At 61.2% G+C, this 19,105-nt stretch carries 18 protein-coding genes and 1 pseudogene; 2 read left to right on the forward strand and 17 right to left on the reverse strand.

Annotated elements, in window-relative coordinates:
- Positions 1–90: 90 nt before the first annotated feature.
- The 3 genes from ntrC to dusB are packed head-to-tail and all read right to left on the reverse strand — an operon-like array spanning position 91 to position 3,694.
- On the reverse strand, positions 91–1,545 hold the full coding sequence (gene ntrC, locus FB009_RS16150; protein WP_011975265.1) for a nitrogen regulation protein NR(I): 1,455 nt from the start codon (positions 1,543–1,545) through the stop codon (positions 91–93).
- Complete coding sequence (locus FB009_RS16155; protein ID WP_011975264.1) at positions 1,542–2,684, reverse strand: two-component system sensor histidine kinase NtrB; 1,143 nt, start codon at positions 2,682–2,684, stop codon at positions 1,542–1,544. Before FB009_RS16155 ends, ntrC begins: the two co-directional genes overlap by 4 nt.
- Positions 2,681–3,694 (reverse strand): tRNA dihydrouridine synthase DusB, encoded by a 1,014-nt coding sequence (gene dusB, locus FB009_RS16160; RefSeq protein ID WP_011975263.1) that lies wholly within the window; start codon positions 3,692–3,694, stop codon positions 2,681–2,683. The genes FB009_RS16155 and dusB overlap by 4 nt, the downstream gene beginning before the upstream one ends.
- 230 nt (positions 3,695–3,924) lie before the next feature.
- On the opposite strand from dusB, the gene FB009_RS16165 reads away from it, so the two are divergent.
- Complete coding sequence (locus FB009_RS16165) at positions 3,925–5,139, forward strand: bifunctional 2-C-methyl-D-erythritol 4-phosphate cytidylyltransferase/2-C-methyl-D-erythritol 2,4-cyclodiphosphate synthase (protein ID WP_011975262.1); 1,215 nt, start codon at positions 3,925–3,927, stop codon at positions 5,137–5,139.
- Positions 5,139–5,636: a CinA family protein gene (locus tag FB009_RS16170; protein ID WP_011975261.1), complete on the forward strand. Its 498-nt coding sequence runs from the start codon at positions 5,139–5,141 to the stop codon at positions 5,634–5,636. Before FB009_RS16165 ends, FB009_RS16170 begins: the two co-directional genes overlap by 1 nt.
- Here the strand turns inward: FB009_RS16170 and FB009_RS16175 are convergent.
- From FB009_RS16175 to eno, 14 genes and pseudogenes are all read right to left on the reverse strand, one after another.
- Positions 5,624–6,073 (reverse strand): type II toxin-antitoxin system RatA family toxin, encoded by a 450-nt coding sequence (locus tag FB009_RS16175; protein WP_011975260.1) that lies wholly within the window; start codon positions 6,071–6,073, stop codon positions 5,624–5,626. The two genes, FB009_RS16170 and FB009_RS16175, sit on opposite strands and share 13 nt — an antisense overlap.
- A gap of 9 nt (positions 6,074–6,082) precedes the next feature.
- Positions 6,083–6,645: pseudogene (locus FB009_RS16180) on the reverse strand (AAA family ATPase).
- 127 nt (positions 6,646–6,772) lie between these two features.
- Positions 6,773–7,744, reverse strand: a complete 972-nt coding sequence (lipA, locus tag FB009_RS16185; RefSeq protein WP_011975259.1) for a lipoyl synthase — start codon at positions 7,742–7,744, stop codon at positions 6,773–6,775.
- Between the two features lie 181 nt (positions 7,745–7,925).
- Positions 7,926–8,177: a GlsB/YeaQ/YmgE family stress response membrane protein gene (locus tag FB009_RS16190; RefSeq protein ID WP_011975258.1), complete on the reverse strand. Its 252-nt coding sequence runs from the start codon at positions 8,175–8,177 to the stop codon at positions 7,926–7,928.
- Between the two features lie 78 nt (positions 8,178–8,255).
- Complete coding sequence (lpdA, locus tag FB009_RS16195; RefSeq protein WP_011975257.1) at positions 8,256–9,701, reverse strand: dihydrolipoyl dehydrogenase; 1,446 nt, start codon at positions 9,699–9,701, stop codon at positions 8,256–8,258.
- A gap of 18 nt (positions 9,702–9,719) precedes the next feature.
- Entirely contained in the window at positions 9,720–10,301 is a 582-nt protein-coding gene (locus FB009_RS16200; protein WP_011975256.1) for a GNAT family N-acetyltransferase, read from the reverse strand.
- Between the two features lie 2 nt (positions 10,302–10,303).
- On the reverse strand, positions 10,304–10,945 hold the full coding sequence (locus FB009_RS16205; protein ID WP_011975255.1) for an SGNH/GDSL hydrolase family protein: 642 nt from the start codon (positions 10,943–10,945) through the stop codon (positions 10,304–10,306).
- A gap of 58 nt (positions 10,946–11,003) precedes the next feature.
- Positions 11,004–12,377 carry a pyruvate dehydrogenase complex dihydrolipoamide acetyltransferase gene (locus FB009_RS16210; protein WP_024312194.1) on the reverse strand — a complete coding sequence of 458 codons (1,374 nt, stop codon included), beginning with the start codon at positions 12,375–12,377 and terminating at the stop codon, positions 11,004–11,006.
- 14 nt (positions 12,378–12,391) lie between these two features.
- Complete coding sequence (locus FB009_RS16215) at positions 12,392–13,789, reverse strand: pyruvate dehydrogenase complex E1 component subunit beta (protein ID WP_011975253.1); 1,398 nt, start codon at positions 13,787–13,789, stop codon at positions 12,392–12,394.
- Between the two features lie 17 nt (positions 13,790–13,806).
- Positions 13,807–14,853, reverse strand: coding sequence for a pyruvate dehydrogenase (acetyl-transferring) E1 component subunit alpha (pdhA, locus tag FB009_RS16220; protein ID WP_011975252.1), 1,047 nt, complete (start codon positions 14,851–14,853; stop codon positions 13,807–13,809).
- Positions 14,854–14,989: 136 nt separating this feature from the next.
- Entirely contained in the window at positions 14,990–15,310 is a 321-nt protein-coding gene (locus FB009_RS16225) for an FtsB family cell division protein (protein WP_011975251.1), read from the reverse strand.
- Positions 15,311–15,762: 452 nt separating this feature from the next.
- Positions 15,763–16,617: a tail fiber domain-containing protein gene (locus FB009_RS33000; RefSeq protein WP_011975250.1), complete on the reverse strand. Its 855-nt coding sequence runs from the start codon at positions 16,615–16,617 to the stop codon at positions 15,763–15,765.
- 255 nt (positions 16,618–16,872) lie between these two features.
- The gene (locus FB009_RS33915) at positions 16,873–17,304 is read right to left on the reverse strand and encodes a tail fiber domain-containing protein (protein ID WP_408021737.1); all 432 of its coding nucleotides are present in this window, start codon (positions 17,302–17,304) and stop codon (positions 16,873–16,875) included.
- A gap of 521 nt (positions 17,305–17,825) precedes the next feature.
- The gene (eno, locus tag FB009_RS16235) at positions 17,826–19,100 is read right to left on the reverse strand and encodes a phosphopyruvate hydratase (protein ID WP_011975249.1); all 1,275 of its coding nucleotides are present in this window, start codon (positions 19,098–19,100) and stop codon (positions 17,826–17,828) included.
- Positions 19,101–19,105 lie beyond the last annotated feature (5 nt).

Raw genomic sequence — 19,105 nt, forward strand, 5'->3', positions numbered from 1 at the left:
CGATCGGCTGCGACCGACCGCCGGCGAATCGGCGCTATGCGCGGTTCAAGCAACGCATTGTGGCGAAAATGCAACGGTGTTGCATCTCAGTCAAGCGCTACGCGAGCTGCGATAGACAGAGACACCGAGTTCACGGATCTTCTTGCGCAGCGTATTGCGGTTGAGACCCAGCAGGTCGGCCGCCTTGATCTGGTTGCCGCGGGTAGCCGTCAAGGCCGCGAGAATCAGAGGATATTCCATCTCCGCGAGGACGCGGTCATAAAGACCAGAGGGCGGTAAACCATCGCCAAAGCTCGCGAAATACTGCCTCATGTTCTCCTCCACGGCCTGCGAGATCGACAGCGAGCCGGAGCGGGCTGCGGTTTTCTCGATCGGACTGTCCGGGATCTCCGAACGCAGCTCGTTTTCGATGATTTCGCGCGTGATGACGTCCTGTGGATAAAGTGCCGTCAAACGGCGAATGAGGTTTTCGAGTTCGCGCACATTGCCCGGCCAGGGATGTGCTTTCATCAGCTCCAGCGCCTCCTGATCGAAGCGCTTGACGTCCAGGCCCTCTTTTTCGGCTTGCTGGACGAAGTGGCGGACGAGATCCGGAATATCCTCGGCCCGGTCCCGAAGCGGCGGCAGGCGAAGCGGCACGACGTTCAGACGATAGTAGAGGTCCTCGCGGAAAAGACCCTGATTGATCGATTGTTTCAGGTCCTTGTTGGTTGCCGCGACGATGCGGACGTCCGATCTAATCGGCGTGCGTCCGCCGACGGTCGTGTATTCGCCCTGCTGCAGCACACGCAGGAGACGCGTCTGCGCATCCATGGGCATGTCGCCGATCTCATCGAGGAAGAGCGTTCCCCCTTCGGCCTGCTCGAAACGACCGGTGGAGCGGGTTTGAGCGCCGGTGAAAGCCCCCTTTTCGTGACCGAACAGTTCCGACTCGATGAGATCGCGCGGAATCGCCGCCATATTGATGGCGACGAAGGGACCGTTTCTCCGCTTGCCATAATCGTGCAATGCCCGCGCAACCAGTTCCTTGCCGGTTCCCGACTCGCCGGTGATCATCAGCGTCAGGTCCGTCTGCATCAACCGGGCAAGCACGCGGTAGATTTCCTGCATCGCGGCGGAGCGTCCGACGAGAGGCATGCCGTCCTGGGAATCGTCGTCGAGTTTCGACGGCCGCCGCTTCGGTTCGGCGAGCGCCCGGCCGATAATGCCGATCAGCTCCGTCAGATCGAACGGCTTCGGCAGATAGTCATAGGCGCCCTTTTCCGAAGCCTTGATGGCCGTCATGAAGGTGTTTTGAGCGCTCATCACAAGCACCGGCAGATCCGGCCGAGCTTTCTTGATCCGCGGCAGGAGATCGAAGGCGTTCTCATCCGGCATCACGACATCGGTCACGACCAGATCGCCGTCGCCGGCGGCTATCCAGCGCCATAGTGTGGCGGCATTGGAGGTGATGCGCACATCGTATCCGGCACGGCTGAGCGCCTGATTCAGAACGGTGCGAATGGCTGCATCGTCATCCGCGACAAGGATCGTTGCACCCGTCATCCATTGGTTCCTTTTGTCATCGGAGTTTCGTCATCTGCCGCTGGGCCCTTGGACGCCGGCATCAGAACGCGGAATATCGTGCGGCTATGCTGGCTGTCGCATTCGACGATGCCGCCATGGCCGCCGATGATCTTCGCCACAAGCGCGAGACCGAGGCCGGACCCGTTCGTCTTGGTGGTGATGAAAGGGTCGAAAAGATGCGGCAGAAGATCGGCGGGTACACCCGGCCCGTTGTCATGCACGCAGAATTCCAGCGGGAGCGAGATTTTTTCGCGCGTACCGGCGACCGAGAGGCGAATGCCCGGCCTATAGGCCGTCGTCAGCAGAATTTCGCCGTCCGCCCTGTCGCCGATCGCCTCGGCCGCATTCTTTACCAGATTGAGGAACACCTGAACCAGCTGGTCGCGATTTGCGAAAACGGGCGGAAGCGACGGGTCATAATGTTCGGAGATCTTGATCCGCCGGGCAAAGCCGGCCTTCGCGATTGCCTTGACGTGGTCGAGTATCGCATGAATGTTAAGGGGCACGCGGTCGACGGGACGCTCGTCGGAGAAGACCTCCATCCGGTCCACGAGCGAGACGATGCGGTCGGTCTCGTCACAGATCAATCTTGTGAGCGCCCTGTCTTCGTCGTTGACGGAGGTTTCGAGGAGCTGCGCGGCGCCGCGAATGCCGGAAAGAGGGTTTTTGATTTCGTGCGCCAGCATCGAAGCAAGCCCCGTGACGGATCGCGCCGCCGTCCGATGTGTCAGCTGGCGATCGATCTTGTCCGCCATCGACCGCTCTTGAAAGACGACCACCACCGATCCGGGTTGCGAGAGTACCGGGGCCACGTAGAGATCGACGAGCTTGTCGGCCCCGAGGCGCGGAGAGCTGAGGTCTACCCGGTACTCGTTCACCGCAGCGCGCCGCTCGCGAACCTGATCGATCAGCGTCAGGAGCGGGCTGCCGAAGGGAATGAACGCGCTGATGTCATGCCGCGCAAGATGGTTGGCGCTGGCACCGAAGAAGGATTCCGCCTCCCAGTTCGCAAAGGCGACAAAGCCGTTCTCATCCACCAGGATGACCGGATTCTGAATCGCGTTCAGCACGGCCATGGAAAGATCGTTTGCGCCGTCAGCCGGTGCCTTCTCTGTCATGCCGCAATCTCCTCCCTCGCCGCCACATCGCCGGAGCGGGCAATGGCGGCCGCAACGCCGTCGCGCACGAAAACCGTGTCCGTCGATGTGAGGATCGCAGCCTTCTGCGAGACGGGGAGCTCGGTTGCGAAACGATCGAGATACCAGCCGGCATGCTTTCGGGCAGTGCGAAGGCCGACCTCCACGCCGTAGAATTCAAGGAGCGTCTCGTAATGCTCCGCAAATATGCGTGCGACGCCCGCCGCATCCGGATGGGCAGCCGTGCCGGCGAGCACGCCCGCATGCCACGGCCGACCCTGGCAAGATCGACCGACCATGACGGCGTCGGCACCCGAGCGGCGCAGGATTTCATGCGCATCCGCAACGGAATCAACATCGCCATTGGCGATCAGCGGGACCGAAGTCACCTCGCGGACCGAGCGGATCGCATCCCAATCGGCCTTGCCGTTGTAGAACTGCATGCGCGTGCGCCCGTGAATGGTGATCGCCTTCACGCCGGCTTCCTCGGCTCTGCGGGCAATCAGCGGCGCATTGATCGAATTCTCATCCCAACCGAGTCGCATCTTGAGCGTTACCGGAACCGTCGCTGCTTTCACCGTCGCCTCGATCAGAGACAGCGCGTGATCCGGGTCGCGCATGAGTGCAGATCCGGAATAGCCACCGGTAACCTTCTTGGCGGGACAGCCCATGTTGATATCGATGATATCGGCACCATTGGCCTCAACGATCCTCGCCGCCTCGGCCATCCAATGCGCCTCACGCCCGGCAAGTTGGACAATATGCGGATCGATGCCGGAATTCTTCAGCCGCGCCCAGGATTCGGCGGCATTGCCAACCAGCTCGCGACTCGCCACCATCTCGGTCACGACAAAGCCCGCGCCGAAGCGCCAGGCAAGCATGCGAAAGGGCAGATCCGTCACGCCGGACATGGGCGCAAGCGCTACGCGATTACGGATTTGGACATTCCCGATCAGAAACGAAGATGAAAGAGCCGTGGATGGCAAATGCATATCTTTCAGGCACCTTGAAATCGTGCACTATTTTTAGACATTGTTCTTCCGCTTGCCAAGCTTTTTCGGCATGCGGGACAAAATTCCTTTTGGCGCGTCGGTTCGCCTCTAATCCTGCTTCCATGCAGTCGGCCACTCAGTTTTGCACGACATACATTGATGTCTGGCAATAGCGGGACCTTCGCGGTACATGACGGCGATTATTGGCGAAGCGGGACTCCATACAGAAGATGCAAGCCGAAGAACAGTTCTCCTGCGGTGTCATTGTCGTCGCGGCCGGCCGCGGCGAGCGCGCCGGTCAGTCGAGCGAGGGGCCGAAGCAATATCGCACGGTCGGCGATCGCCCGGTTATCACTCATACGCTTGACGTTTTTGCGACATGGGACGGAACGGGACCTGTCGTCGTCGTGATTCACCCCGAGGATGAAGAGCTCTTCGCGTCTGCCCGCAAGCGGATGGGCCATATGCTGGACCTTACGGTGGTACATGGCGGGGCGACTCGCCAGCTGTCGGTTCTGGCCGGACTGCAAGCGATCGCCGGCGCCGGGGTAAAACATGTCATGATCCACGACGCAGTGCGCCCGTTCTTCGACCATGCCCTTCTCGATCGCTGTCGGGCGGCGCTGCGGAACGGCGCGGGGGCGGTCCTGCCGGCCGTTGCGGTCGCCGACACCCTGAAACGCGCGCAAGCCGGCGGCCTCGTCGCCGAAACCGTACCGAGAACCGATCTCCATGCCGCCCAGACGCCGCAGTGCTTCCGCCTCGAGGCGATCCTCTCCGCTCACCGGCAAGCGGCGGCAAGCGGCCAAGCGGATTTTACCGACGACGCCTCAATCGCCGAATGGGCCGGTATTCCGGTCCATCTGGTGGAAGGCTCGCCGGACAACTTCAAGTTGACGCTCCGGAGGGACCTGTCGATGGCAGATGAGAAACTGACGCGCATGGCAATCCCTGATGTGCGTACCGGAAACGGATATGACGTGCATCAACTCGTCGAGGGTGACGGCGTCACGCTCTGCGGCGTGTTCATTCCCCATGATCGCAAGCTCTCGGGTCATTCCGACGCGGATGTAGCGCTCCATGCCTTGACGGACGCCCTGCTTGCCACCTGCGGCGCCGGCGACATCGGCGACCACTTCCCGCCGTCCGATCCGCGGTGGAAGGGCGCGCCTTCGCACATTTTCCTCGAACATGCCGCACGGATCGTCCGCGAGCGTGGCGGCACTATCACCCATGCGGATATATCGCTGATCGCCGAGGCGCCCAAGGTCGGTCCGCACCGTCAGCAGATGCGGGAAAGCCTGTCGGCCATGCTCGCGATTGCGATCGACCGTTGCTCCGTCAAGGCGACCACCAACGAGAAACTCGGCTTCGTCGGCCGCAACGAAGGCATTGCGGCAATCGCCACGGCGACGGTCGTGTATGCATCAGGGGGTGATGCGTGATGTGGCCGGCCGACATCGAGCAGAAGGCGCGCCACATCATCAGGGATTTCACCGCCCGCGGGCTCAAGCTGGCCACGGCGGAGTCCTGTACCGGCGGGTTGATTGTCGGTGCATTGACCGAAGTCGCAGGCTCGTCCTCGGTGATCGACCGCGGCTTCGTCACCTATTCCAACGAAGCGAAGATCGAAATGCTCGGGGTGGCCGGCGAAACTCTTGCCGCGCACGGAGCCGTCTCACGCGAGACGGCAGTGGAGATGGCCCTCGGGACGGTGACGAATTCCGCCGCCGATTTCGCTGTTGCCGTCACGGGTATCGCGGGGCCAAGCGGCGGTTCCGCTGAAAAGCCGGTCGGCCTCGTTCACCTCGCAGCGGCCGGCCGCGACGGCGCGATGCGACATCGAGAAATGCGCTATGGCGATCTTGGACGGGAGGCAATTCGGCTTGCCACCGTGCGGACGGCGCTTGATCTGGTCGCTGAATTGGCTCACGCGCCGTAGATCACGTCCGCCCGCTTTTCGAATGCTTCAGAAAACATCCGGAATGCGCGGTCGAACATCGAACCCATGAGCGCGCCCAGCAGACGGCTCTTGAACTCGTAATCGATGCAAAAATGTACGATCGACTGGCTTTCACTCACGGGCTCGAAGCGCCAGACGTTATCGAGGTACTTGAACGGTCCTTCGATATAATTGACGTCGATTATTCGCTCGGCGCTTTTGAGGAGTACCTGCGTCGTGAATGTTTCGCGGATCGCCTTGTAGCCCACGGTCATATCCGCAAGCAGCAGCACCTTGCCGTCGCGCTCCTTGCGGGACCGCACGCTGAGCGCTTCGCAGAGCGGCAGGAATTCCGGATAGCGCTCGATATCGGCGACGAGTTTGAACATCTGCTCGGCCGAGTGCTTGACGACGTGGTTGGTTTCGAAGTGCGGCATGGTTTTGAGTTAAGGCTGCTGCGCAAGAAGATCAAGAAGGCGGCGCATTTGTGCCCGGCTTGTTATTTCAAGGACCGGGACGGGATACCGCCGCAGCTCCGATGCTATTTTGGGCGCGAACCTGCGTTCGAACGTCCATATGTAACGGAAGAATTCCCAGCTCACGCGCTCCGGGCAACCCTCGGTCATTTCCGGCCTGGCTTGTCCGCGCCACTTCATCCACCGGCGCATCACGCCCCACAGGCAGAGATGGCGCGGCATGCGCACCCAAATGAACAGGTCCGCGCGCGGTACCCGCAGGTCGAAGCTCGACGGATTGGTTCCGTCCATGATCCATTCCGGCTCTACTGTTTTTCTGCAATCAGAGCCCTCTGCTCTTCGCGTGGCCTTGAAATCCAACCGGGCAGCCAGAAGAATGCTTGATCCATAGAAACGAACGGCAGATCGTATCGTGCCGAAAGCCAGCGTGCGAGGGTCGTCTTGCCGCTACCCGAGCAGCCGATGACGAGGACACGCCGGGCGCGGGAAAGTATCCTCGACGTTTCGCCTATATTGGACAGATAGGTTGCCATTTCGTTTCAGAGCGTGACGCGTCGTCGCGAACCTTGTCGAACAAAGGAGTGTGGAGCGTTGCTGCAAATCCCCACGCCCCGCTCTTGCAGGGAGCAGGTGCCGCCAGGCGCATGAGGGCGGAACCAGCTACTCCGCCGCAGCAAGCAGCTTCTTCTCCCGTGCCGCCTTCAGCCGCGCGAAGTCGTCGCCGGCGTGATGCGACGAGCGGGTCAGCGGGCTCGAGGAGACCATCAGGAAGCCTTTGGTGTAGGCCACCGTTTCGTAGGACTTGAACTCATCCGGTGTCACGAATTTCTCGACCTTGTGGTGCTTGCGGGTCGGCTGCAGGTACTGGCCGATCGTCAGGAAGTCGACGTCCGCCGTGCGCAGGTCGTCCATCAACTGCAGCACTTCGTTGCGTTCCTCGCCCAGGCCGACCATGATGCCAGACTTGGTGAACATGGTCGGGTCGAGCTCCTTGACGCGCTGCAGCAGCCGGATTGAGTGGAAATACCGCGCGCCCGGCCTGACGGTCAGGTAGTTGGAGGGCACCGTCTCCAGGTTGTGATTGAATACATCCGGCTTGGCGGCCACGACGCGCTCCAGTGCGCCCGGCTTGCGCAGGAAATCCGGCGTCAGTATTTCGATCGTGGTCTGCGGCGAAGCTTCCCGGATTGCGAAGATGACCCTCTCGAAATGCTCTGCGCCGCCATCCTCCAGATCGTCTCGATCGACGGAGGTGATGACGACATGGGAAAGACCCATCTGCTTGACGGCCTTGGCGACATTCACGGGCTCGTCCAGATCGAGGGCATTGGGCCTGCCGGTCGCGACGTTGCAGAAGGCACAGGCGCGCGTGCAGATCTCGCCCATGATCATGAAGGTCGCGTGCTTCTTGTCCCAGCACTCGCCAATGTTCGGGCAGCCGGCCTCCTCGCAGACCGTGACGAGGTTATGGCTCTTCACGATCGAACGGGTCTCCTGATACCCTTTAGAGGTTGGAGCCTTCACCCGGATCCAGTCCGGCTTGCGCAGGACTTCGGTATCGGGCCGGTGGGCCTTTTCCGGGTGGCGGACACGCTGCGCCCGATCCGCGACGGCGTCGAAAACCGTTACCATGTGAATTCCTTCATCGTGACGGGCAAGGCCGCAGGCCAGCCACACCTAACGTCTTATATAAACAGCCGTACATGAAAAGTCAGGCCACCATTTGCATGGCAGCCTGACCGTAAGCGAATGGAAACAAGTCTCTGTTGCACACGTTCGGATGGAAAAACGCTGCACGCTTTCCCGGCAGTGCCTACCTTCGAACGGCCCGCGCCACGGCGATCAGCAGGCAGGCGCCGATGAACCCGATGATCAGATAGGCGATCCAGCCGGTATACGCCATGCCGAGAGCCGCCAGAATGAAATTCAGCACTACAGCACCGATAATGCCGAGAATAATATTCGCGAAGAGCCCCATCTGGCTTTTCATAAATCTTTCCGCCAACCAACCGGCCAACCCGCCGATAATGATCGCCGCCAGGATACCCACGCCATTCAAGCTCATTCGATTCTCCCCTTTGTGGAAACTGCATCCTACAATCAATGCGTGAAAAGCGCAAAATGTTCCGGGCGGCCGACGGCATCAGGCGTTCAATACCCGACCGTAGGCGTCGAGCACGCTTTCCTTCATCATCTCCGAAAGCGTCGGGTGCGGGAACACCGTGTGCATCAGCTCCTCTTCCGTCGTCTCCAGGTTCATGGCGACGACGAAGCCCTGAATGAGTTCGGTGACTTCGGCGCCCACCATATGGGCGCCGAGCAATTCTCCGGTCATCTTGTCGAAGATCGTCTTGATCAGGCCCTGGTCCTCGCCGAGCGCGATCGCTTTGCCGTTCGCGTTGAAGCTGTAGCGGCCGACGCGAACGTCGCGGCCGAGTTCCTTGGCCCTGGCCTCCGTGAGGCCGACGGAGGCGACCTGGGGGTCGCAATAGGTGCAGCCCGGAATCTTGCCCTTGTCGAGTGCGTGCACGCCGGGGACCCCTGCAATCTTCTCGACGCAGATCACGCCCTCGTGTTCTGCCTTGTGCGCCAGCATCGGCGGGCCGGCAACGTCGCCGATCGCATAGATGCCGGGCACATTGGTTTTGCCGTAGCCATCGGTAACGATGCAGCCCCGGTCGGTCTTGATGCCAAGAGCCTCGAGGCCGAGGTTCTCGATGTTGCCCTGCACCCCTACCGCGGAGATCAGGCGCTCGGCCTTCATCGGCGTAACCTTACCGTCCTTCGTCTCGACATGCGCGGTAACGTCGTTGGCGCCCTTCTCGACCTTTGTCACCTTGGCGTCGGTGATGATCTTCAGGCCGCGTTTTTCGAGCTGCTTGCGAGCGAAGGCTGAGATCTCCGCATCCTCGACCGGCATGATCTGCGGCAGCAGTTCGATCACTGTCACGTCGACGCCCATCGAGCGGTAGAAGCTCGCGAATTCGATCCCGATCGCACCGGAGCCCATCACGAGCAGCGATTTCGGAAATTCCGCCGGCTTCATCGCCTCGAAATAGGTCCAGATCAGCTTCCCATCCGGCTCGATGCCGGGAAGTGCCCGCGGGCGGGCGCCGGTGGCGAGGATGATGTGTTTAGCGGTATAGGTGCCCTCGCCCTTGACGCCCTTCGGTACCGGATTCTGCGGCTGGACAGCCGGCCTGGACGGGCTGCCTACGACGATTTCGCCGGGCTTCGTCAGCTTCGCCTCGCCCCAGATCACGTCGACCTTGTTCTTCTTCATCAGGAAGGCGACGCCGCCGTTCAAGCGTGCCGAGACCGCCCGCGACCGGGCGACGACATCCTTGACGTTGGCGGTGATCTTGCCTTCGAGCGTCAGGCCGTAGTTCTTGGCATGATTGGCATGGTCGAGGATTTCGGCGGAACGTAGAAGCGCCTTGGTCGGAATGCAGCCCCAATTGAGGCAGATGCCGCCGAGATGTTCGCGCTCGACGATCGCCGTCTTCAAGCCAAGTTGTGCCGAGCGGATGGCGGTAACGTAGCCGCCCGGACCCGAACCGACAACGATCACGTCGTAATTCTCAGCCATGTTTTTCCTACCTTTGCGTCAAGCGACGTTGCGGGTGAAAAGCACCCAGTCGTGTTTCCTGCTGTCTTCGAAGAGTGGAACCGCAGCGGCGCGCGCCACTTCCTCGAAGCCGTTCATCCTGTAGAGTGCCTGTGCCGTTTCATTGTGGCTTTCGGTGATCAGGCTCACCGGCGCCTGTCCAGCGCGGGAAATCTCGTTCTGCAGCAGCGCCCGGCCCATGCCTTTGCCGCGATGGTGGCGGTAGACGCCGAGGCTGTCGATGAACCAATGGCCGACAACCTGCCTCTGCAGGTGGATCAATGGCGCAAGAACCGGATGCTTCGGCTCGAGGGTCAGGATCGATGCATCGATGCCGTAGGATACGGACAGGCCGGCGATCTCCCCGCCGATTTCGGCCACCACCGCATCCTGCCACGCACCGGGCTCGTCATCGCGACGCAAAAGATTGCGGCCATGCTCCAAAGCGGTTTCCGCGGATTTGTTCAAGACGCCGCCGTACCAGAGCCACGAGGCAAAGCCATGCGAGGCGATATCGATGAGAATCGCAAGTTCCGCCGCTTCGCTTCGTTTCGCAGGCCTGAGGGTCGCGCCAGCCGTCATCGTCAGAGCCCGAGCATCATCCGCACGACGGGTTCCAACCCCCGGCCGATCGCCCGCGTGTTTTCCGCGTCGAGGTGGACACCATCGATCGGCGACGTCCGGGCCACCGAACCGCCATCGAAAAAGCCGCAGTCGAGCTCGTCGGCGAGATCGCGATAGAGCGGCGCCAGCATTGCGGATTGCTCGACCCCGCCGGCGAACATGGCGGCGAATGCGCTGTTGGCCGTTTCGCAGAGCGGAGGTGGCGAAACGATGAGAATATCCGGCCCGTCTTCACCCGGCGTCGGCCAGTCGTGCCTGCGGACCAGATTGACGAGCCGCTCGATGCCCTTCACCGCGCCGAAGGCAGTGCCGTGGATGATCGGCTTCATGTCGTTCGAACCGAGCATAATCACGATCAGATCGAGCGGGGCGTGCGTGTGCAGCACTGTCGGCAGGACGCGCGCTCCGTTCCGGTCGCAATCGGCAAGATGGTCGTCATAGGCAGTCGTTCGCCCGTTCAGCCCTTCGGCGATGACATGAGTACCCGAACCGAGCCCCTTCTGCAGGACGCTCGGCCAGCGATCCTCCAGAGCGTGCCGGCCGGAGCCAACAGCATCAAAACCCCAGGTCAGACTGTCGCCGTAGCAAAGGACTGTCTTCATCTGCCCACCCGTACCGTCGGAGAAAGGGCGGACCGGCGCGTGGCCGGTCCGGATCGCATCAGACGAGCATGCCCATCGGGCTTTCGATGTAGCGCTTGAAGGCGGCGAGCAGTTCGGCGCCCAATGCCCCGTCCACGCAGCGATGATCCGTCGAAAGCGTCACGGTCATCACATTGGCGATGACCGTCTCCTTGTTCTTGACGACGACGCGTTCCTCGCCGGCACCGACCGCGAGGATCGTCGCGTGCGGCGGATTGACGACTGCTGCGAAGTTCTTGACGCCCATCATGCCCATATTGGAGACGGCCGTGGTGCCGCCCTGATATTCTTCCGGCTTGAGCTTGCGCTCTTTCGCCCGCTTGCCGAGGTCCTTCATCTCGTTGGAAATCGCCGAGAGGCTTTTCAATTCCGCCTGGCGGATGATGGGGGTGATCAGGCCGCCGGGAATGGAGACGGCAACGCCGACATCCGCGTGCTTGTGCTTGACCATGTTCTGATCCGTCCAGGAGACATTCGCATCCGGGACGTCACGCAGCGCCAGGGCCAACGCCTTGATCACCATGTCGTTGACGGAAAGCTTGTAGACCGACTTACCGTCTTTTTCAGGTGCTGCGGAATTCAGCTGGGCGCGCAGTGCCAGCAACGCGTCGAGTTCACAATCGACCGAGACGTAGAAATGCGGGATCGTCTGCTTCGATTCGACGAGGCGCTTGGCGATCGTCTTGCGCATGCCGTCATGCGGCACGAGCTCGTAGGAGCCTGGCTCGAAGAGCTTCAACACCGCATCTTCCGACATGCCCTTGGCAGGCGCCGACGGGGCCGGAGCTGCTGCCGGAGCAGCGGCGGTCTTGGCGGCACCGCCGGAAGCGGCGGCCTCGACATCCTTCTTGATGACGCGGCCATGCGGCCCGGACCCGGCGATTGCCGACAGGTCGATACCCGCCTCCCTGGCGAGGCGGCGCGCCAGCGGCGAAGAAAAGATCCGCTTCCCGTCGCCTGCGGCCGGTGTGGGCGAGGCTGCTTGCGGTGCCGGTGCGTCCGCCTGCGGGGCGTTCGCTTCGGCGGGTGCCTTTGCTTCCGCGGGCGCCTTTGCCGCGGCGGGTGCTGCTTCCGCCGTTTCCTGCGGCTTCGTTGCGGCGGCTTCTCCCGCCGCCCCGTTGCCACCCTTGGCAGCGGTGGCAACGTCCTCGCCATCAGCGGCGAGAACCGCGATCAACGCATTGACCTTGACGCCTTCGGTTCCGGCGGGAACGACGATTTTGGCGACCGTGCCCTCATCGACGGCTTCCACTTCCATCGTCGCCTTGTCGGTCTCGATCTCGGCGATCACGTCGCCGGATTTGACCTTATCGCCTTCCTTGACCAGCCACTTGGCGAGATTGCCTTCTTCCATCGTCGGAGAGAGGGCCGGCATGGTGATGTTGATTGGCATCGAACGGCCCCCTTTTATTTGTAGCAGACGGCTTTCACCGCCTCGACGACTTCGGCGACGCTCGGCAATGCGAGCTTTTCAAGATTGGCCGCATAGGGCATCGGCACGTCCTTGCCGGCGATCGTCAGCACCGGTGCGTCGAGATAGTCGAAGGCCTGCTGCATCACCCGGGTTGCGATTTCGGTGCCGACGGAAGACTGCGGATAGCCCTCTTCGACCGTGACGAGGCGGCCGGTCTTCTTGACCGATTCGATGACGGTCGGCAGGTCCATCGGACGGATGGTGCGAAGATCGATGATCTCCACATCGATCCCCTGCGCCTCCAGTTCCGCCGCGGCCTTGATCGCATAGGTCATGCCGATGCCGAAGGAGACGAGCGTCGCGTCCTTGCCGGCGCGATGGATGCGGGCCTTGCCGATCGGCAGCACGAAATCGTCGAGCTTCGGAACATCGAAGGACTGACCGTAAAGGATTTCGTTTTCGAGGAAGATAATCGGATTCGGATCCCGGATCGCGGCCTTGAGCAGGCCCTTGGCATCCGCGGCCGTATAGGGCATCACCACCTTCAGCCCCGGAATATGGCTATACCAGGCGGCGTAGCACTGCGAGTGCTGCGCGGCGACGCGCGCGGCAGCGCCGCTCGGGCCGCGGAAGACGATCGGTGCACCCATCTGGCCGCCGGACATATACAGCGTCTTTGCGGCCGAATTGATGATCTGATCAATCGCCTGCATGGCGAAGTTGAAGGTCATGAATTCGACGATCGGGCGCAGACCCGTCATCGCAGCACCGACGCCGACGCCGGCAAAGCCATGTTCCGTAATCGGCGTGTCGACGACGCGGCGGGCTCCGAATTCCTGCAAAAGGCCCTGCGTGATCTTGTAGGCGCCCTGGTATTCGGCGACCTCTTCGCCCATGACGAAGACATCGTCATTGGCGCGCATTTCTTCGGCCATCGCATCGCGAAGCGCTTCGCGGACGGTCATCGTCACCATCTCGGTTCCGGCCGGAATTGCCGGATCGGAAGGAACGTCCGCCCTGGGCTGCGCCGCAACGGGCGCTGCAGAAGCGGCAGGCGCTTCAGGATCGCCCTGCTTCGGCGCTTCGGCTTTCGGAGCTTCCGCTTTCGGCGCCTCGGCCTTCGCGGTATCGATGTCGCTTGCGGCTTCGCCGTCCTGCAGCAATACGGCGATCGGCGTGTTCACCTTCACGCCTTCGGTGCCGGCCGCGATCAGCAGTTTGCCGATCGTCCCCTCGTCAACGGCTTCCACTTCCATGGTCGCCTTGTCGGTTTCGATTTCGGCGATGACGTCGCCGGAGGAGACCTTGTCTCCCTCATTCTTCAGCCACTTGGAGAGCGTGCCTTCCTCCATGGTCGGGGAAAGGGCAGGCATCAGGATTTCTACAGGCATATTTATCCCTCCCCGGATCAAAGCAGGATATCGGTGTAGAGCTCGGAAACATCCGGCTCCGGATCAGACTGGGCGAAATCGGCACTGTCCGCGACGATGTCGCGAACCTCCTTGTCGATCTGCTTCAGCTCATCCTCGGTGGCCCAGCCTTTATCCATGAGGCGGGCCTTCACCTGCTCGATCGGATCATGCTCCGAACGCATCTTCTGTACTTCGTCCTTCGAGCGATACTTCGCCGGATCGGACATCGAATGGCCGCGGTAGCGGTAGGTCAGCATCTCAAGGATGATCGGCCCCTTGCCGGAACGGCAATGCTCCACCGCCTCGTCGGCTGCGGCCTTGACGGCGCGGACATCCATGCCGTCCACCTGATAGCCCGGAATGCCGAAGGATGCGCCGCGCTGGGAGAAGTCGGTCTGCGCCGAGGCACGCGACACGGAGGTACCCATGGCATAGCGGTTGTTTTCGACGATGTAGATCACCGGCAATTTCCAGAGAGCGGCCATGTTGAAGCTCTCATAGACCTGGCCCTGATTGGCCGCACCGTCGCCGAAATAGGCGAGGCTGACATTGTCGTTGCCGCGATATCTGTTGGCGAAGGCAAGGCCGGTGCCGAGCGAAACCTGCGCACCGACGATGCCGTGACCGCCATAGAAGTGTTTTTCCTTGGAGAACATATGCATCGAGCCGCCCTTCCCCTTGGAAAGGCCGCCACGGCGACCGGTGAGCTCCGCCATCACGCCGCGCGCACTCATGCCGCAGGCGAGCATGTGGCCGTGGTCACGATAGCCGGTGATGACCTGATCGCCCTCTTTCAAGGCAAGCTGCATGCCGACGACGACGGCTTCCTGGCCGATATAGAGGTGACAGAAACCGCCGATGAACCCCATGCCATAAAGCTGGCCGGCCTTTTCCTCGAAACGCCGGATCAACAGCATTTCGCGGTAAGCCTTGAGATCGTCTTCCTTGGAGAACTCGGCGATCGTGCCGCCGGCAAAATCTTTCTTGACCGGCTTGGCAGCGGTTTTGCGGCTGGAAACGGACGCGGTTTTTCGCGGAGCCATTCGTTCCTCCCAATGGTTAGCCTTTGATCGCTACCATAGGGAAAGAAAAGCGCGGCAGCAATGCCATATTTGCATGGCTATTATTCGCACCAAGCCACTGAAACGATTATTGTTTTTTAGTTTAACCTATTTCCGGTTAATGCGCAGGATGGTGGAAGATGACGATCTCGTCGCTGCGCGACATGTTGAGCGCGAGCCGTGCCTTCTCATCGAGCATGTCTCTCTCCAACGAACCGTCGCTCATAAGCTCCACTTCCTTTTCGAGAGTCTTTCGCTGCTGTGTGAGATCCTCCAGTCGCGCCTGGCGCCCGGCGATTTGACGATCGAATTCCTTCGTAGCCTCCAGACCGTAGCCGCCATGGATCGAATGATAACCGAAATAGGAAAGGAAAGCGACCGCCAGCAACGGCACCACCAATCGCCCGAGTCTTCGCTTCTTGTGATGCCGTGTCCACATCGCTCATGCCCTGGACCACACGGGATGCAGGGCATGAGCGCCTGGATCCTGAGCGTGGCCGAATTTCCCTCTCGAAGGGGACGCGGGAAGACTCCGTACATGCTTTCCCGCATCCGCCCCATACGCTGTACGAAGGCCGAGGTTACAGTCGATTGATTAACCGACCGTTGACCATGCGTCTCGAGAAATGCGGAAGCCTCCGCAGAGAAGATGCGGGGCCATGGAGAGGCGCTTAGAGCAAATCCGGGAAAAGTGCGCACCGGTTTTCTGTCCGGAATTGCGGCAAGACAAAGGATTAGAGAGTTTCCGTGGTTCGGAGAAAGGCGGAAATTCTCTAAGCGAGCGGCGCGGCGCACTCTTCCACTCGTCATCCTCGGCATGGGGCCGTCCGAGCCGGAGGATGACTTTCGGATCAGACAAGGCACGTGCACTTTGCCCGGTCATGGCAATCGTTACCGAGAGGCAAGTGCAAGCGACCGATGGTCCATACGCAATGCACGGCTGGATGGAACACCGGCCACCAGCCGTGACGTCCATTGCTCCAGGGACAGCATTTCGATGCCGAGCTTCGTATAGTTCACACGCATATAGCCGTCCGATCCGATCACGACAGCTTCAGGCATCACCTCGAGCACTTCCTGAGCCATGACACCGACAAAGACCTCGTCGCTCCACAGATAGCGGAAACGATAGACGCCGAGGCCGTTCGCCAGTTCCGCAAGCCGCGCGATGTCCCGCTTCAGCCGGCGGTCGCTTGCCTCGTTAGCGTCAGGTTCCGGGGCGTTGTCGTTGGTGTTCGTGTTCGTGTTCGTGTTGGTGGGCATGCTGGTATTGGTGTTGGTGTTGGTCGGATTATTAGTGTTGGTGTTGGTCGGGTTGTTGGTGTTGGTGTTGGTCGGGTTGTTGGTGTTGGTCGGAGTGTTCGTATTGGTATTGACCGGGCTGCTGCTGTTGCTGTTGCTGACCGTAATCCTCTCCCCGTCCGCCCGGTTCGCGATGACCTGAGCAACCGCCGCAGGCACGCCGGCAGCAACACCGCTAGCAACTGCGCGCGCGACCGCAGATCCCATGCTGCCTTCGGAGCCCGAGGCGCTATGAACCAGCCGGGTCTTATTTCCAGCAAGCTCAAAGGTCTTCACCGCCGTCACCACCGGCGCCGTACCCTTGCCGTTGCCACCGACAGTGACCACGTCCTGCAGAACCACACCATTTTCCAGCCTGTACGGCTTCAGGACCATGGTTTCCGACGTTGCACAGCCACCCACTATGAAAGCGGCCGAAAGGCCGAAGTATTTCCCAATATGCATGCATTCTCCAATCGTGCGTGAGATTCCCGCGAATCGACTTGTGGAGGTTGCACAAGTCACTGCTTATACGAGAATAAGCTCCTGCCTACGGGTGACACGCTTCGCCTTACGGCCGAGAGAACCGCTAGGCGCATTGGTGATCCGTGCTCCGATAGTGAAGTGGCTCAAGTGAACGCCTACGAACACCGGCTGCCCGCATAGTTCCTGCGCATTTTTTCGTAGAACTGTCCTATGCCCGTGTGCTCGAACGAGCGGTCAAGCGATGGCCAACCGCAAGCGATCTACCGTCCGGGCGCAACGCATGCGTTGACGAAGCACCAGTCGCAAGACGTGAGAACCACTGTCCCGGGGACAGCATTTCGCTGCCGGTCTCCTATAGATCACGCGTATAAAGCCGTCCTGCCCTGTCACGACGGCCTCGGGCCTCACCCCAAGCGCTTCCTGAACTACGACACCGACAAAGACGTCGTCGCTCCACAGATAGCGGAAACGATAGACCCCGAGGCCGTTCGCCAGTTCCGCAAGCCGCGCGATGTCCCGCTTCAGCCGGCGGTCGCGTGCCGTTAGGCCGGTGGGGGCTGTGGGGGTGCTTCGGTAGAGGTTTCGGAGTGGTCGTTGTTGTTCGTGTTCGTGTTCGTCGGCGAGGAGTTGCCGGTGTCCGTCTGCGAGAAACCGTCGGTGTCGGATTGGGTGCTGCTACTGGTTCTCGTGCCGTTGCGGCCATCATGATCCGTAGAGGCAGCCACATCCGTCCTGTGATCGGAATTCGAGGTTTTGGCAATCCGCGCCTGCCTCCGCGTTGAGCCGGAAGTCTCGGGCGCCCCACACTCATCATTGCCGCGAACGGCAACAGTCTGCACGACTGTACTCCTCGAAATCACGCAAGACCTCGAGATCACCATTTCAGAGGTACCGCAGCCACTCACAACGGCCACCAATTATAGCCCAATAAACTTCCGAACATCCATGCATGCACCCTCCAGATCGCTGCCTGCTGGACAGTTGCATGAAACGCTGATTATACGTCCGCTATTCGGGGACCGGAGAACCTGCCCCGTTCATTCAAAATTGCTCGATCGAGCTTTGTCTGGCACGGTGCTGGCAAAACGGCGGAGCCGATGCCGAAGCGTCGCTTGCCCCCTGCGCTTGCGGGGAACAGATGTTGCGAGGCGGACGAGGGGCGATTTCGCCCCCCGCCTGTTAAACGATCAGCCGCGCAGGATCGACCGGCCGGCATATTGCGCCTGCGGGCCGAGCTGCTCTTCGATACGGATCAGCTGGTTGTACTTGGCAAGCCGGTCGGAGCGAGCGAGCGAACCGGTTTTGATCTGGCCGCAATTGGTCGCGACCGCGAGATCGGCAATCGTCGAATCCTCGGTTTCGCCGGAGCGGTGCGACATGACGGCCGTATAGCGCGCCTTGTGCGCGGTCTCGACCGCGTCGAGCGTTTCCGAAAGCGAACCGATCTGATTGACCTTGACGAGGATCGAGTTGGCAACGCCCATCTTGATGCCGTCGCGCAGACGCGCGGAATTGGTCACGAACAGGTCGTCGCCGACGAGCTGGCACTTGTTGCCGATGAGGTCCGTCAGGGCTTTCCAGCCGTCCCAATCATCTTCGGCCATGCCGTCTTCGATCGAGACGATCGGATATTTGCCGGCAAGCTCCGCCAGGTATTCGGCCATGGCGCCCGGCTCCAGCGTGCGGCCTTCACCCTCGAGGACGTATTTGCCGTCCTTGAAGAATTCCGTCGAAGCGCAGTCGAGAGCGACATACATGTCTTCGCCGGGCCTGTAGCCGGCCTTCTCGATCGACTTCATGATGAAGTCGAGAGCCGCCGGCGCTGAGGCGAGGCCGGGCGCGAAGCCGCCTTCGTCACCGACATTGGTGTTGTGGCCATCCGCCGCAAGCTGCTTCTTCAGCGTGTGGAAGACTTCCGATCCCATGCGGACGGCGTCCTTCAGGGTTTCGGCTCCGACCGGCATGATCATGAATTCCTGAAAGTCGATCGGATTGTCGGCATGCGCACCGCCATTGATGATGTTCATCATCGGCACCGGAAGCAGATGCGCGTTCGGTCCGCCGACATAGCGGTAGAGCGGCAGCCCGGCGGCTTCCGCAGCGGCCTTCGCCACGGCGAGGGAAACGCCCAGAATGGCGTTGGCGCCAAGGCGCGACTTGTTCGGGGTGCCGTCGAGCTCGAACATGGTTCTGTCGATCTGGATCTGGTTTTCAGCGTCGAGGCCGCCGATCGCTTCGAAGATCTCGCCGTTCACCGCATCGACGGCGCGCTCTACGCCCTTGCCGAGATAGCGCGTGCCGCCATCGCGCAGTTCGACCGCTTCATGAGCACCGGTCGAGGCGCCCGAGGGAACCGCCGCGCGACCGAAACTGCCGTCCTCGAGATGGACATCGACCTCGACGGTCGGGTTGCCGCGGCTGTCGAGGATCTCTCGGCCGATGATGTCGATGATTGCAGTCATGATCT

Origin of the sequence: Sinorhizobium medicae (assembly GCF_007827695.1) — a bacterium.
Lineage (GTDB): Bacteria > Pseudomonadota > Alphaproteobacteria > Rhizobiales > Rhizobiaceae > Sinorhizobium > Sinorhizobium medicae.